At 69.4% G+C, this 14,784-nt stretch carries 12 protein-coding genes; 7 read left to right on the top strand and 5 right to left on the bottom strand.

Features of this window, described 5'->3' with window-relative positions:
* Positions 1–51 precede the first annotated feature (51 nt).
* Positions 52–969 carry a LysR family transcriptional regulator gene (locus tag ACEOAB_RS11250; protein ID WP_413750848.1) on the top strand — a complete coding sequence of 306 codons (918 nt, stop codon included), beginning with the start codon at positions 52–54 and terminating at the stop codon, positions 967–969.
* Between the two features lie 42 nt (positions 970–1,011).
* Here ACEOAB_RS11250 and ACEOAB_RS11245 read toward each other — a convergent pair whose 3' ends face one another.
* Entirely contained in the window at positions 1,012–1,662 is a 651-nt protein-coding gene (locus ACEOAB_RS11245; RefSeq protein ID WP_413750849.1) for an FABP family protein, read from the bottom strand.
* A gap of 45 nt (positions 1,663–1,707) precedes the next feature.
* Positions 1,708–2,679, bottom strand: a complete 972-nt coding sequence (locus ACEOAB_RS11240; RefSeq protein ID WP_413750850.1) for a Bug family tripartite tricarboxylate transporter substrate binding protein — start codon at positions 2,677–2,679, stop codon at positions 1,708–1,710.
* A 292-nt stretch (positions 2,680–2,971) separates the two neighbouring features.
* Here ACEOAB_RS11240 and ACEOAB_RS11235 point away from each other — a divergent pair, with 292 nt between their 5' ends.
* A complete protein-coding gene (locus ACEOAB_RS11235) occupies positions 2,972–3,361 on the top strand; it encodes a DUF427 domain-containing protein (RefSeq protein WP_007839128.1) in 390 nt (129 codons plus the stop codon).
* A gap of 40 nt (positions 3,362–3,401) precedes the next feature.
* Here the strand turns inward: ACEOAB_RS11235 and ACEOAB_RS11230 are convergent, their stop codons facing one another.
* Together ACEOAB_RS11230 and ACEOAB_RS11225 are read right to left on the bottom strand one after the other, a co-directional pair.
* Positions 3,402–3,932 (bottom strand): cupin domain-containing protein, encoded by a 531-nt coding sequence (locus ACEOAB_RS11230; protein WP_056599466.1) that lies wholly within the window; start codon positions 3,930–3,932, stop codon positions 3,402–3,404.
* Positions 3,929–4,672 carry an NAD-dependent epimerase/dehydratase family protein gene (locus tag ACEOAB_RS11225; RefSeq protein ID WP_495653729.1) on the bottom strand — a complete coding sequence of 248 codons (744 nt, stop codon included), beginning with the start codon at positions 4,670–4,672 and terminating at the stop codon, positions 3,929–3,931. Before ACEOAB_RS11225 ends, ACEOAB_RS11230 begins: the two co-directional genes overlap by 4 nt.
* A gap of 122 nt (positions 4,673–4,794) precedes the next feature.
* Between ACEOAB_RS11225 and pdxR the strand changes: the two genes are divergently transcribed.
* On the top strand, positions 4,795–6,201 hold the full coding sequence (pdxR, locus tag ACEOAB_RS11220) for a MocR-like pyridoxine biosynthesis transcription factor PdxR (RefSeq protein ID WP_495653728.1): 1,407 nt from the start codon (positions 4,795–4,797) through the stop codon (positions 6,199–6,201).
* 7 nt (positions 6,202–6,208) lie between these two features.
* On the opposite strand, the gene ACEOAB_RS11215 is transcribed toward pdxR, so the two are convergent.
* Positions 6,209–7,300: a hypothetical protein gene (locus ACEOAB_RS11215; protein ID WP_413751302.1), complete on the bottom strand. Its 1,092-nt coding sequence runs from the start codon at positions 7,298–7,300 to the stop codon at positions 6,209–6,211.
* A 126-nt stretch (positions 7,301–7,426) separates the two neighbouring features.
* Here ACEOAB_RS11215 and ACEOAB_RS11210 point away from each other — a divergent pair, with 126 nt between their 5' ends.
* The 4 genes from ACEOAB_RS11210 to ACEOAB_RS11195 all read left to right on the top strand — a co-directional run bounded on the left by ACEOAB_RS11210 (position 7,427) and on the right by ACEOAB_RS11195 (position 14,532).
* Positions 7,427–8,806: a HEAT repeat domain-containing protein gene (locus ACEOAB_RS11210; protein WP_495653727.1), complete on the top strand. Its 1,380-nt coding sequence runs from the start codon at positions 7,427–7,429 to the stop codon at positions 8,804–8,806.
* Complete coding sequence (locus tag ACEOAB_RS11205) at positions 8,743–10,620, top strand: hypothetical protein (protein ID WP_495653726.1); 1,878 nt, start codon at positions 8,743–8,745, stop codon at positions 10,618–10,620. The genes ACEOAB_RS11210 and ACEOAB_RS11205 overlap by 64 nt, the downstream gene beginning before the upstream one ends.
* A complete protein-coding gene (locus ACEOAB_RS11200) occupies positions 10,617–12,302 on the top strand; it encodes an SWIM zinc finger family protein (RefSeq protein WP_495653725.1) in 1,686 nt (561 codons plus the stop codon). Before ACEOAB_RS11205 ends, ACEOAB_RS11200 begins: the two co-directional genes overlap by 4 nt.
* Positions 12,303–12,579: 277 nt before the next feature.
* Positions 12,580–14,532, top strand: a complete 1,953-nt coding sequence (locus ACEOAB_RS11195; RefSeq protein ID WP_495653724.1) for a reverse transcriptase family protein — start codon at positions 12,580–12,582, stop codon at positions 14,530–14,532.
* Positions 14,533–14,784: the final 252 nt, after the last annotated feature.

Genomic DNA, 14,784 nt, shown 5'->3' with positions numbered 1-14,784 from the left:
GATCGATTGATCCGGTTTTCAAATAACAATCCAGCCACCTGCATCCGAGACATGAGAAAGACGCCCGACCTCTCCACGCGGCAGCTGCGCGCCTTTCTCGCGCTGGCCGAGCACCGCAACTTCACTCGCGCGGCGCAGAGCAGCCACCTTTCGCAGCCCGCGTTCAGCGCGCTGATCCGCACGCTCGAAGACGCGGTCGGCACGCGCCTGTTCGACCGCGACACGCGCAGCGTGCAGCTCACGCCCGAGGGCCGGCTGTTCGAGGGCTCCGCGCGCCGGCTGCTCGACGACATGGGCAGCGCCATGGGCGACCTCGCCGATCACGTGGAACGCCGCAAGGGCCGCGTGCGCGTGGCCGCCCTGCCCTCGCTCGCGGCCGGCTGGCTACCCGCGGTGTTCGCCGAGTTCATGCAGGCCTGGCCGGGCATCCGCATCGACCTGGACGACGCGCTGTCCGACGCCTGCATCGCGCTGGTGCGCAGCGGCCAGGCCGACTTCGCGATTGCCGCATCGGGCGCCGGAGGCACCGCCGACGGCGACCTGCGCGCGCGCAAGCTCTGCACCGACCGCTTCCACCTCGTGTGCCGCGCCGACCATCCGCTCGCGCGCGAGCCGCGCCTCACGGCGAAGAAGATCGCGCCCTACCCCTTCATCCAGATGGCGCGCAACAGCAGCGTGCGGCAGGCGCTCGATGCGGCGCTGCATCCGCAAAGGTTGAATGCAGTGTTCGAGGTGGAGCACCTGGCCACCGTGATGGGCCTCGTCGAAGCCGGGCTGGGCATCAGCGTGGTGCCCGCGCTCACGCTGTTCCACTTCCAGCGCGAGACGCTGGTGACGCGGCCGCTGCCCCTGCCTTCCCTCACGCGCACGCTCTACATGGTGCAGCGGCGCGAAGGCAGCCTCTCGGTGGCGGCGCAGACGCTGCACGACCTGATCGTCGCGCGGCTGGGGTCGCTGCGGCTGGACTGATGCCCGGCGCGCAGCGAGCCAGGACCAGCTCGCGCTAGCCGCTCAGCCCACGGCGCTCGCCATCGCGGCTTGCGCAGTCGGGTTCGGCGTGGGCTCTCCGATCTTGCGCATCGTGTTGCGGTCGGTGTGGCTGAAGGGTTCGGGCTTTCCGCGCACGCTCAGGACCGTCTCGAGTTCGTAGGACCAGCTGCCATCGTCGTGGAACGACACCTCGATGCTGTAGCGCAGCGTCTTGAACGCATGCTCCAGGAACGGGTTCGCCACGATGCCGTTGGTCTCGCCGCCGCGCACCGCTTCGAGCCTGAAGCTGCGATCGCCGGGCTTCGCGTGGCCGGTCGCCATGGCCGTGAGCCCGCGCGGGAGCGACAGCGTCTGGATCAGCGCGCCCGTGGCGGGCTCCCACAGCCAGTAGCCGACCTGGTCGTGAAAAGTCTCCACCTCGTCGGGCTTGGCGATGCGCACGTGGTAGCGCAGCCCGTAGAAGATCTGCGGCCCGTTCGTCTGCGCATCGATGGGCTGGAACTCCGCGTGCTCGATGAAGGCTTCGGCCTCGGGGCCGTCTTCCTTCGGGCTCACGTCGTGGCCGGCCGTGCCGATCCAGAGGCCCGCCAGGCCCGTGAGCGGGCCAAGGTTGGCGAGCGTGTGCGGATCGGGCTCGGGTTCCGTGTAGATGTCGCGGGGAAACTGTTCCATGTTCTTTTCCTGATGAAATCTTCTCTTGAGGCGTGAGGATAAATGTCACTGGTCGAGGCGAATGCCGACCTTGGCGATGATCGCACCCCATTTGCGGCCCTCGCTGTCGATGAAGGCCTTGAACTCCTCGGGCGAGCCGCCGCCCACCACCAGCCCCTGGTTGGCCAGCAGTTCGCGCACGGCCGGCTCCCGCAGCACCTCGTTGACGTCGGCGTTGATGCGGCGCACCACCTCGGGCGGCGTGCCGCTGGCGGCGAAGAAACCGTTCCAGGCCAGCGCCTCGAAACCGGCATAGCCCGACTCGGCCACGGTGGGCAGGTCTTTCATGAGCTCGGAGCGCGTGGCGCTCGTGATGGCGATGAGCTTCACGCGCTGCCCCTGGATCAGCGGCAGCAGCGCGGGCGCCACCGCGAACAGCGCCTGCGTGTCGCCCGCCGCCAGCGACAGCCCCGCGGGCGGCGAACCTGCATAAGGCACATGCACCGCCTCGAGGTGCGCCACGCTGCGAAACAGCTCCATCGTGAGATGCGACGAACTGCCCGCGCCCACCGACGCATAGCTGAACTTGTCGCCCCGCTTCTTCGCCCATTCGACGAACTCGGGCAGCGTGTTCGCGGGGTTGTTCGCCTGCACCGCCAGCACGTTGGGCTGCGAGGTCGTGAGCACGATGGGCACCAGGTCACGCGAAGGCACGTAAGGCATGCGCGCATACATGTAGGGGCCGAAGGCGATCGGGCCGTTGAAGCCGATGCCCAGCGTGTAGCCGTCGTGCGGCGCCTTGGCCACGGTGTCCATGCCGATCAGGCCGCCCGCGCCCGCCTTGGTCTCGATCACCACGGGCTGCTTCCAGATCACGCGCAGGCGGTCGGCCAGCGTGCGCGCGATCAGGTCGAGCGAACTGCCTGCAGGTGCGGGCACGATGACGCGAACCGGCTTCGCGGGCCAGTCCTGCGCCCATGCGCCGGCGGCCAACACGCTGGCAAGCAATAACATGGCGAGCTTGTAGTTCTTCTTCACTTCAGTCCTTCACTAGTGATTTACCCGCACGATGCGGCCTGCGATTTGTCAAGTACTGATGCGCAAACGACACACAAGCGTGACCGCACGCATCCTGCACATCGAAACCTCGCAAGTCCAGACCCGAATATGAAGTCGAAAGGCTTCCAGAGCGGTTCCGATGGGTTCGATGGCCTTTAACCACTTCGCGACTGGGCCGATTGTGCAGGGGCTTCAAACTGTCACTGCATCGCGGCAAGATGCGCATCCGCCGATTCTTGCGTCGACCCGATCTGACCGAAGGAGCATTCTCATGTTCGCTACCGCGGAACGCACCATCAAGACCCCCGGCCCCGATCATCCGATCACGATCACACCGAACCCGCTGCGCGTGGTGGTGTCGGTCGACGGCCGTGTCATCGCCGACACGCGCGAAGCGTTGACGCTGCGCGAAACGCATTTCGGAACGGTGCATTACATCCCCCGCAAGGACGTCAGGATGTCGCTGCTGGAGCGCACGCAACACGCGACCTATTGCCCGTACAAGGGCGAGTGCAACTACTACAGCATTCCTGCAGGCGGCGAACGCTCGGTGAATGCGGTATGGACCTACGAGTCGCCCTACGAGCCGGTCGCGCAGATCAAGGACCACTTGGCGTTCTATCCGGATCGCGTGGGGCCGATCGAAGAACGGGTTGCCTAGCGCGCGAACACGCCGATTACAAGAAGGCGATGCCGTCCATTCAGGGCGGCAGCACCAGCGGCCCGCAGTTCTCTTCCGCCACGAACACCGCCACCAGCCTCGCAGGCTTCACCGGATCGGGGTTCTCCGCGAACAGGTGCAGCGTGCGCGGCGGTTCGAAGAAGGTCTGGCCGGGCCTGTAGTCGCCGACCGGACCACCGCCCAGTTGCGAACGCACCGTGCCTTCGAGAACGATGGCCGTCACAGAGCCCGGATGCCTGTGGGCCGGTGAATAGGCCATCGGTGGAAAGTCGACCATGACGGTGGTGACTGACTTGCCCGGCACGTTGGGCAGCGACTCGCAGGAGATCACCTTCGTCGAGACCCCGGGCCGCGCCGCTGCGGCGGAGCCCCCAGGGGCCGGCCCCGAGGCGAACATCGGGCGCCCCACGGCACTGCAGATATCGTCGATGAACTGCACGGTCGATTTCCTGCTCGCGTGCGGCAGCAATGCCCAGCCCGCAGCGGTGACGGCCAGCACCGCAAACCCGGCGCGCGCCTGGCGGCGCAGGGCAAGAGGAATCGTGTTCATGGCGTGGCTCCTTGCTGCAAGCGTGCATCGGCGCGCCAGCCCAGCGCGCGCTTCGCCTTCTCGCTGCTGACCTCGGCGCCGTCTTCGGCGATGTTGAAAATGCCGCCGGTCGAGTGCTGCAGTGCCAGCAAGGCTGCCCGTGCCGCAGCTTCCACATGCAGCGGACTCGGGCCCTTGGGTGTGTCGGTCGAGGTGTTCGGTCCGTAGAGCTGCCCGTAGCGCAGCACGGTGGAGATCATGTCCTGCGCGGCCATCACGCACCGCTCCAGTGCCGCCACGCCGCCCACGGTAACGCGGCGAGCGCCTTCAGCCTGCGTGTCGAGCGGCTGCGTTTCCGTGAAAGGCCTGGGCCCCGGGGCATAGACCCATGCGATGCTCTGCACCACCAGCCGGCTCGCGCCCACGGCCTGCGCCGCGGCCACGAGGTTGCGCGTGCCTTCGGCGCGCACGCGTGCATTGAGCACCAGGGCCTGCGCCATGCGGGCCGGGTCCAGGTCTTTCGGCAGGTCTGTGAGCTGATGGATCACGCCCCACGGCGCGATGCGCGCCAGCGCGGCGCGCAGCGCCGCCGCATCGAACACGTCGACGACGACCGGATGCACGCCCCGCGCCTCCAGCGCGTCCGCGCGGTCCTTGCGCCGCGTGCTGCCATACACGGTGCAGCCCGCTTCGATCAGCAGTGGAACCAGCGCGGTGCCGACCGCCCCGGTTGCGCCCGCCAGAAATACCTTCTCGCTCATTGCGTCTCTACCTTCCAGGCTTTTCATGGGGCCGATCCTAGTTCTACGATGTCCCATCAAAAAGAGCCAAGAATCACGAAAATGACTGGGCCATGACATCCGCGCCCCGCGCATCCGCAAACATGCTCCATCTCGACCGCGCAAAACAAACGCCGCTGTTCAGGCAGATCTACGAGCGCTACCGATCCGCCATCGAGCAAGGCGCGCTGCGCCCCGGCGACCGCGTGGCGTCGGCGCGCAGCCTGGCCGGCGAACTCGGCGTGGCACGCGGCACCGTCGAGGCGGCCTTCAGCCAGCTGATGGGCGAAGGCTATTTCTCTTCGCGCGGGCAGGCGGGCACCGTGGTCTCGCCGTCGCTGCCGCTGCATCGGCCAGCGCGGCGGGAGCCCCGGCTCGCGGATGGGCCGGTGTCCGGCGGCGCGCTCGCGCAGCCGGGCGAACCGCCGCCCCTGCAACTGGGTATTCCGGCGCTCGATGCCTTCCCGCGCAAGCTGTGGTCGCGCCTCGTGGCCCGGCGGGCGCGAGCCATGAACGCGGCCGACATGTTCTACGGCGATCCCTGCGGATACTCGCCGCTGCGCGAGGCCATCGCGGCCTACCTGCTGGTATCGCGCGGCGTGTCGTGCCATGCCTCGCAGGTGCTGGTGACGGGCGGCTATCGTGCGTCGCTCGCGCTCGTCGCACGCACGCTGCTGAAGAAGGACGACCGCGTGTGGATCGAAGACCCGTGCTTTCCGCCGACGCAGGAGGTGCTGCGCGCCGTCGGCCAGCGCGCGGTGCCCGTGCCGGTGGACGACGAGGGCCTGGTCGTGGCGCGCGGCCTGCGCAAGGCGCCGAAGGCGCGCATGGCCATCGTCACGCCCTCGCACCAGGCACCGCTGGGCGCATCGATGACGCTCGCTCGCCGGCTGCAGCTGCTCGAATGGGCCTCGCGGGCGAACGCATGGATCGTCGAGGACGACTACGACGGCGAGTACCGCTATGCCGGCGCGCCGCTGCCCGCGCTCAACAGCCTCGATGGGCATCACCGCGTGCTGTACGCGGGCAGCTTCTCGAAAGTGCTCCACCCCGGGCTGGCGCTGGGCTACGTGGTCGTGCCCGAATCGCTGCGCGCGCGCTTCGAGGAAGCCGCGCGGACATGGTCGAACGGCAGCCCGCAGATCACGCAGGCCGTGGTGGCCGACTTCATGCGCGAGGGGCACTTCCCGCGCCACCTGAAGAAGATGCGGCTGCTCTATGCGCGGCGGCGCGCCATGCTCGTGGCGGGCCTGCAGAAGGCCTTCGGCGACGAGGTGCGCATCGACCTGCGCAGCGGCGGCATGCACCTGATCGCGCGCTTCGACCAGCGCCGCGAAAGCGATGTGACGCTGGCTCGCCGCGCACAGCAGGCCGGGCTCAACTGCCAGCCGCTGTCGAGCCGCGCCATTGCGGCGCAATCTGGCGCAGGCTTGCTGATGGGCTTCACCAACATCGCCACCGCCGCCGAAGCGAACCGGCTCGCGGCGAAGCTGCGCACCGCTTTCGGTTGAACAGCGCTCAGGCGGCTTCGTCGCCGGGGAACGCGCCGCGGTCCTTGATCCGCGTGACCTGCGACAGCACCGCGTCCGCGGGCGTCATGTCCGCACGCCGGCCCTTGTAGACCGGCTGCTCGAACTTGCCGCCGGCATAGCGATAGAGATAGCGCACCTCGACCAGCGTACCCACCGCCGGCAGAGGCTCGTTGGGCGGCACCGTGACGTTGCCCAGGTCGACCATCGCGCCCGCCTCGTCGCGCAACCCCACGGCCACCGAGCGCTGCGCGTTGACACGGATCACCTCGCAGGTCGCGCTCTGGTTGAACTTGAACTTCAGGCTGGCGGTGCTGCGGCCCGCGGCGAACGGCGCATCGAGCGCCTTGAGCACATAGCCTTCGCCATGCGAGGCCAGCAGTTCCCGTGCGCGGCGGCGCTTGCCTTCGGCGGTGAGTTCGAGGTCGAGCACGGTCACCCATGGCACGGCCACCGCGATCCTGCGCAGATGCCCGAAGCGCTCGATGAACGGCGCCCCGCGCAGGTCCTGCCCGTGGAGTTCCAGCAGGTCGAACGCCATGAAGGCATCGCCCACGTGCTCGCCGGCGATCACGGTGCGGCCCGCCGGCGCATCGGCAGCGCCTGCCCAGGCCTGCGGAATGTCGACGAATAGCCCGCGCCGGTTGGTGCCGCGCACCGCCTCGCCTTCGATCAGCAGGATGCGGTTCTCCCCATCGGCCTTCTCCTGCAGGCCCCAGCCGGGATCGTCGAAGTAGCGCGCCGCCTGCTCCTCGAGGATCAGCGTGGGCAGCTGCGGCAGTTCGCCGCTCATGCGGCCGGCCAGCTCGGTCGAGGTGTAGAGCGCGCCGGACTGGTCGGGCGTGTAGCCTTTCGACGTCTTTTCCTTGACCACCTTCTGGTAGATCTTCAGCGCGGCTTCGAAGGCCAGCGGGCTGCTGGTCTTGGTGCCGGTGGCGAGCGTGCCGCCGCGGCGGCCGTTGCCGTAGTCGACCACCCAGCCGTCGTCCCTGGGCCGCAGGTGCACCTGGTAGACCTTGTCCGAGCCCTGGCCCGTGAAATAGAGAAAGCTCGACTGGGGGACCTGTTCCGCGTTCGGCATGGAAAAAGACGTCTGGTTGAATCAGGCCGCGATGCTACACATGCACACAACCGGCACGCACGCCCGCTAAGATGCGCGGCGAAACAATAAGCACAAGCACCCAACCGAAGGCAGGGAGGCCTCCGCGTGAAGCGCATTCGCTCCGAGAAATTGATCCGCACGAAGCCGGGCGCAGCGGCCGCCACGGGCTTCGCCACCGTGGAACTGTTCGCCCTGCCGGAGGCGCCGGGCCATGTAGTGCATGTGAGCACCAGCCGCGACGGGCTGCAGTGGAAGGAAACGGTCTACACGCCGTCGCCGCTGCCGCTGGAACTGGCCAACGCCGCCTTCGAGCGCGCCGTGGCGGCGCAGATCGCACAGGGCCATGCGATCGAAGGCGCAGCCGCCGCGGTTGCCACGGCGGCGCCGCTCTCCGCCGTGCTCGCGCACCCCGGCGATGCCGTGCTGCTGGCCGGCATCAGCCCCGATGCATGGCGCCTGCTGCCTCCCGTGCGCCGAAGCCGCGTGGTGTGGCGCATCGGCGAGCGTCGGCTGGCCGCCGCCGTGCCGCAGCTCATCGATCACATCGAAACCGGCGAGCCGATGCTCGACTACTGCATCGCCTGGGCCGTCGGCCGCTGCGGCGACGGTGGCGCGTTCGAGGCAATGCGCGAACTCTCCCGACGCGGCCGCACGCCCGTGGTCATACGCGCGGCGCGCTGGGCCGCGCTGAACCTGTGGCCCGCCGACCAGCGCGCGGCCGAGTCGGCACGCATCGTGGACGACTGGCCCGCACCGCTGCGCCGCGCCTGGGCCGCCATGAGCGACATGCCCGCCGGCCAGGCCATGCCACTGCTGCGCCAGCACCTGGCCGACCCCGCGCTCTGGAACGGCCTGAAGTACGCGGCCTGGGTCGAGCAGCTGTTCGATCTCTCGCTGCTCGAAGGCCCGGCCACCGACGGACTTGCACGTACGGCCCTGCTGGAGATTGCGCCGACGCTGCAGCTCGCGGCCGGCAGATTCCGCGCATGGCGCCGGCTGTACAAGGGCGCGGAGTTCGCAGGCGACTATGCCCTGCTCGGCGTGCTGCACCAGCGCCTCGAGACGCAGCGTGCCGCCTTCCGCACCGGCGGCCGCTGGGCATTGGCCAATGGCCGCTATGTGGAGATCGCCAAGGAAATCGTGCGGCCCGACAGCCGCCTCGCCTACAGCCAGCGCACGCGCGACTACCTGCGCCGCCGCACATGGCGCAACCTGCGCCGGCTCGCACTGGCCGGCACCGCCGACGAGGCCAGCTGGCTGCAGCTGGCCATGGGCGTGCTGCTCGCCGCAGACGATGCGCAAGCAGGCACCGCCGGCCAGCAACGCGAATCGCGCTGGACCGAAGAGCCTCGCAGCTGGCACACCGGCCCCTACAGCAACTGGCTCGTGCTGATGCAGCTGCTGCACCGCCACGACCCCGAATGGGAGGCCCAGCGCGGCGGCCTGCGCTGGCGCCGCAACTCTCCCCGTCCAACCAGCGCCTGAACCGCACCGAAGCCTGGCCAGAACGCTGGGACCGCCATCCGCAGGCGCTGCTGCAGCTGATGCAGCAGGGCCGCTGCGCCGCCGTGCATGCTTTTGCGGCGCGTGCGCTGCAGGACAACAAGCCCTTCTGCGACGCGCTCGAAGCGCCCACGGTCTGGCGCCTGCTGGCAAGCACCTGGGACGACACCGCGCGCTTCGCGCTGGCCATTGCGCGCCAGCGCATCGCGGCCGGCACACCGCCCCTGTCCTGGCTGCCCGCGCTGCTGGGATCGCCGCTGGCCGAGGCGCGCACACACGCGCTCGAAATCATCGCCCAGGACCCGGGCCTCTACAGCCAGCAGGTCGACCTGCTGCTGATGCTGCTGACCTCGGCCGATGCCGAAGTGCGCCGCGCATCCCGCCTGCTGCTGCAGGCCGCCGCGCCGAATCCGTCGACGCTCGAAGCCCTGTGCGCCGGACTGCTCGCCTGGCTGCCGGCCTGCGAAAGCGACCATCCCGAGCTCGAAGCCATCTGCGAGAATATCCAGTGGGCCCTGCAAGGCCTGCTGCGCACTGCGGCCGCGAAGGCGCCGCTGCCCGAACTGCTCGCGCTCTTCGACCACGCGAATCCCGACGTGGTGCGCACCGCCGCCGAATGGTTGCTGCTGCACCCGGCGTCGGTCCAGGGCCTGCCGGTCGGCGTGCTCACGCGCCTGCTGCAGTCCGACGACGAACGCCTGCGCGGTGCCGGCGTGCGGCTGTTCACCGCCCTGCCCGACGCCACTCTGGTCACCCAGCCCGAACTGTTCGCCGCCTTCTGCAGCAGCCCGATGCCGGCCGTGCGCGCGGCCGTCGCGCCACGGCTCGCGCAGCTGCTGCCCGAGCACCCCGGCTTCGGCGCGGCGCTGATGCCGATGCTGCGCGACGAACTGTTCCGCGCCGAAGCCGCCGAGGGCGTGCTCGACTCGCTGCTGCAATGGCTGTGCGGCGCGCTGGCCGAGCACACCCGCCGCGGCGAGCCCGCCGTCACGCTGCGCCTGCTCGAAGCGCGCAGCAAGGGCGCGCAGCGCCTGGGCGCATGGCTGCTGCCGCAGCACGATCCGCAAGGCTTCGATGTGCTGCAGACCGCCAGCCTCGGCCTGGTCGACGCCGCCACTGCGCGCCGCTGGGCCATGGACCAGCTGGCCGCGAACCCGCAGCGCACGCTGTCGCAGCTCGGCGATGCGCTGCGCATCTTCGACAGCCGCTGGGACGACGCGCGCGACTGGGCCCGCCAATGGTTCGGTGCACACAGCGGCACGGAGGGCAGCGCGAGCCACTGGACGCCGGCGCTGCTGGTGCGCCTGTGCGACCACAAGGACGCGGGCGCCCAGCGGCTGGGCCGCGAGCTGCTCACCACGCATTTCGACGTGACCGACGTCACCACCTACATGCTGCAGCTGAGCCAGCACCCCTCGCCCGGCATGCAGCTCTTCGTCACCAACTGGCTGGCCTCGGCCGCGAGCCGCAATGCCGACGTGCTCGCGCGGCTGGAGCCCTACTTCCTGAGCGTGCTGTCGCAGGCCAACCGCGGCCGGCTGGCCAAGGCGCGCGTCATGCAGTTCCTGGCCGCGCAGGCAGCGCATTCGGAAGACATCGCACGCATCGTCGCGCGCGTGTTCGCACGGCAGGCCGTCACCGGCGCCATCACCGAACGCGCCCGGTACGTGGCCGGCCTGCGCACCATCCAGGCCGCCTTCCCCGCACTGGAAAACCCCTTGCAGACCGCTCCGGTGCGCGGCGCGACGCCGCGCCGTGCACTGCCCGTCGCCCCCACGGGGAGGCCCACCGCATGAGATTCCAGTACCGCTACTTCGGGCACTCGGGCGCACAGCACACGGCCAGCAGCACGGCGCTGCAGTTCGCCCCCGACACGCTGCGCGCGCCCGTGCACTTCGTTGCCGACATCAACCGCCACCTGCCGTTCCGCGAAGGCATGTCGGCGCTGCACGACGTGGTGGTGGGCGACCTGCGCTTCCAGCCGCGCGACAAGAGCGCGTACCTCGAATGGCTGGCCGGGCAGGAGAACGAACTGCTCGCGCAGTTCATGGCGCGCAGCGACCAGCTGAAGGCGCAGATGGCCCCGATCCGCGACGAGCTCGGCGAGCTGCGCAAGCGCAAGCAGTCCGTGCTGCAGCCCTTCATGAGCGCGCAGAAGCGCTACTTCGACCACATCTACCAGGTCAACCGCGAAGCCTGGTTCGTGCTCGACCCGGTGATCACGGTGCACCCCGACCGCGTGTTCTTCGAATGCTTCAGCCAGGACGAGTCGAGCTACGGCATGTTCTCGTGCAGCCACGACATCTTCGACCGCGTGAGCGACCACGCCTTCGGCACCACCAACGTCGACTACTCGGAATCTCTGTACGACGAGTTCCAGAAGATCCGCGACTACAAGACGACGCGCCTGGCCATCGACCCCGGCGGCTTCCAGGTTCAGAGCGACAACGACCCCGCCTTCCACGAACCGAAGATCGACGTGCCCGACAGCTGGGTGCGCGGCTTCCTGCAGGTGAGCAGCGCGATGCTGCTGCCGTCGCAGCGGCTGCAGCTGCATCCGATGGACGTGCACAACATCTGCCTGGTGCTGCGCCGGCGCAAGGAGCGCGTGGGCCCGCGCTCGCTGCGCTTCATCCTGCGGCCGGGGCAGCCGGTGCGCATCCTGTTCGAGCCCTGGGGGCACGAGCTGGTGTGCCCGCGTTCCACGCACAGCGCCACCTCCGACATCGACATCCGCGTGTGGGGCCGGCGCCGGTTGCTGCAGCTCGAACGCCTGGTGCCGGTGGCGCAGGGCTTCACGGTGCACCTGCTGGGCACCGGCATGCCGAGTTTCTGGGTCGCGCAACTGCCCGACATGGAATTCACGCTCGGCCTCTCGGGCTGGACCGCCAACGACTGGTCGCGCAACGGCCACTTCGAGTTGCTGCAGCCGCGCCACACGGTCGACCAGGACAGCCAGCTGCGCGTGTTCGCGGCACTGGGCGAACGCTGGCGCGCCACCACTGCCGAACTGGCGGCGGCCACGGGCCTGTCGACCCTCACCGTCGACGCTGCGCTCGGCGGCTACGTGCAGGCCCGGCGCGTGGTGTACGACCTGGCTCACTGCGTGTGGCGGCTGCGCGAACTGAGCCGCGAACCGCTGCCGATGGACAAGCTGCGCTACGCCAGCCCCGAGGAAGAGGCCGCAGCCGAACTGGTGCGCGCACGCCGCATCGCCAACGTGAAGACGACGGCGCGCCCCGACGGCGGCCTCTCGCTGAGCGGCAAGTGCAAGGGCGCCGCCGGGCAGCGCGAGTACCTGGTGAGCCTGCAGCTCGACACCGACCAGCGCGTGGCCTCGGGCGACTGCCAGTGCAGCCACTTCGTTCGCCACCGCATGACCAAGGGCCCGTGCGAACACATGCTCGCGCTGCGCCTGTCGGCCGCGCCGACGACAACGACAACGACGGATCAGGAAAGGACCGCACGCATCGGCTGATACACTGCTTTTTGCGAACGGAGCGGGAAGGCTCTTGCAATCCGGTCGGCGTATCGCCGCCCTCGCACACAGCACTTCCCAAGCGTCACTGGACGTCTCTTCACTGTGCCGTAGGTGCACGGTGGCGCGATAACAGTGCGGCTTCCTCGAAGCTCATCGGCGCCACCGTGCACCTACGGCGTCGAGTGGAGCCCTCCAGTCCCGAGGCTCTTCGACGAGAATCCCGCTCCGTTCGCAACCTTTATCCCAGCAGTGCATCGGCCGGTGGCGCAGCGCCATGACCATGCAGTCTCCCGCCCCCTCTTCTTCCATTCCCGACTCGGCACTCACGCGCGAGCAGCTCTACGAGCGCATCCGCAAGGGCTCCAAACAGGAGGTCATCCTCGAGGAAATGCAGCGCCTCGGCTTCTGGCCGCAGGAAGCGGCGCAGCCGACGGTCGAAGCCCAGCTCATTCGCCGCGAAAGCGAACTGCAGACTGCGCTGAGCAAGCTCGGCGACGAACTGCGCGGCATCGAAGACCGCGACAGGGCCCTGAAGACGATGCGCAAGGAGCGCATGGCCAAGGCCCGCGAACGCCGCGAGGAAACGCGCCAGCGCCTTGCCCAGGGCCGCCATGCGCGCGCCGTGGCGTGGCACGACCGTCGCCAGCGCGAGTTGCTCTACATCGGCGACGGCGTGTCGGGCGGCCTCAACGAGGCGCACAGCGACAGCCAGGCGCTGGCCCGCAATGCCCTGCCCGCACTGGACCACGCGGGCGAGCCCGCGCAGGCGATGGGCATCGGCCTCGGCGAACTGCGCTTCCTGGCCTGGCACCGCGACGTGGCGAGCGTGAGCCACTACCAGCGCTTCACCATCGCCAAGAAGAGCGGCGGCGAGCGCCAAATCTCCGCACCGATGCCGCGCATGAAGCGCGCGCAGTACTGGGTGCTCGACAACATCCTCGCGAAGATGCCGGTGCACGAGGCGGTGCATGGCTTCCTGCCCGGGCGCTCGATCCTCACCAATGCCGCGCCGCACGTGGGGCAGGACGTGGTGATCAACCTCGACCTGAAGGACTTCTTCCCCTCCATCGGCATGCGACGCGTGCGCGGCGTGTTCCGCCAGCTCGGCTATTCGCCGCAGGTGGCGATGCTGCTGGCGCTGGTGTGCACCGAGGCGCCGACCGACGAGGTTCAGCTCGACGGCCGGCGCTACTTCGTCGCGCGCGGCGAGCGCGTGCTGCCGCAGGGCGCACCCACCAGCCCGATGCTGACCAACCTGCTGTGCCGCCGGCTCGACGCGCGCCTGTCCGCGAGCGCCGCCAAGCTCGGCTTCCGCTACACGCGCTATGCGGACGACCTGAGCTTCTCGGCCGGCCCCGGGCACAGCCGCGACACGGCCAGGCTGCTGTGGCGCGTGAAGCAGATCGTGGCCAGCGAAGGCCTCACGGTGCACCCCGACAAGCAGCAGGTGATGCGCCGGCACCGGCAGCAGCACGTAACGGGCATCGTGGTGAACGACAAGCTCTCGATTGACCGCGACACCCTTCGGCGTTTTCGCGCGGTGCTGCACCAGGCCGAGCGGCACGGGCCGCAGGGCCTGCAATGGAACGGCAACACCGATGTGATCAGCGCGCTGCGCGGCTACGCGAACTTCATCGCGATGACCGACGCGGCGCGCGGCGAGCCGTACCTGCAGCGCGTGCGTGCGCTGGCCGCCAGGCACGGCGGCAGCGCGGCGCCCGGGCCACAGGCCGCGCCGCATCGCAGCCTGCCGGCGGGCCACTTCCGAAAACAGTCCGCCGCAGGCCAGGCGCCCTGGCCCGCCTGGTGGCAGCATGCGCAGGCACCTGCACCGGTGCTGGAGAAAACCGCCGAGCAGTTGGCGGCGGAGAAGGCAGCGCAGCGGGAGACCGCGCGCGCGCAGGCCGCGGCTGCGACCGCGGCAGTTTCGCCCCCGCGCCCGGTGGGCGTCCCCGCGCATGCGGCCGGGCCGACACCCGCCCCCGCGGCGCCCGCCGTGCCGCAGCGCGGCGCCCTGGCCCACATCGGCTGGGTCGTCAGCATGACGGTGCAGGCCCTCTATGTGGCGACCGTCTTCCTTGCGGGCAGCAGCCCGCTGATCTGGCTGCTGACCGGGGGCGTCGTCATCGGCAACTTCCTCCGGCGCAAGAGCGGCTGGGGCAACTTCACCGCGGCAGTCGTCGTCTCGTCCGTGCTGACCGCGCTCGTGCATGGCATGAAGAACTGAGGCGGCCCCAGGGCGCACGGCCGGCAATGCACCGACCGCGCTGCGCCGGCACGCACGCGGATGGGGCCAAAAACCACACCGCACTTCACGGCGAGCGGCAAGCCCGTTAGATTCGTCGCTTCGACAACCAACGGAAAGCGGAGGTGCACGATGGAAGACACTGCAATTCAAGCCCCCACCAACGTGCGGTTTGTCGGGCCTCATCTGAACTGATCGTTCACGCGTCGACCGCGTAGCCGGTCTGCCCCGCGC

The sequence above is a fragment of the Variovorax sp. Varisp53 genome, assembly GCF_059491555.1.
Note: the sequence above shows the minus strand (reverse complement) of the source record. Positions and strands in the feature narration are given on the sequence as shown.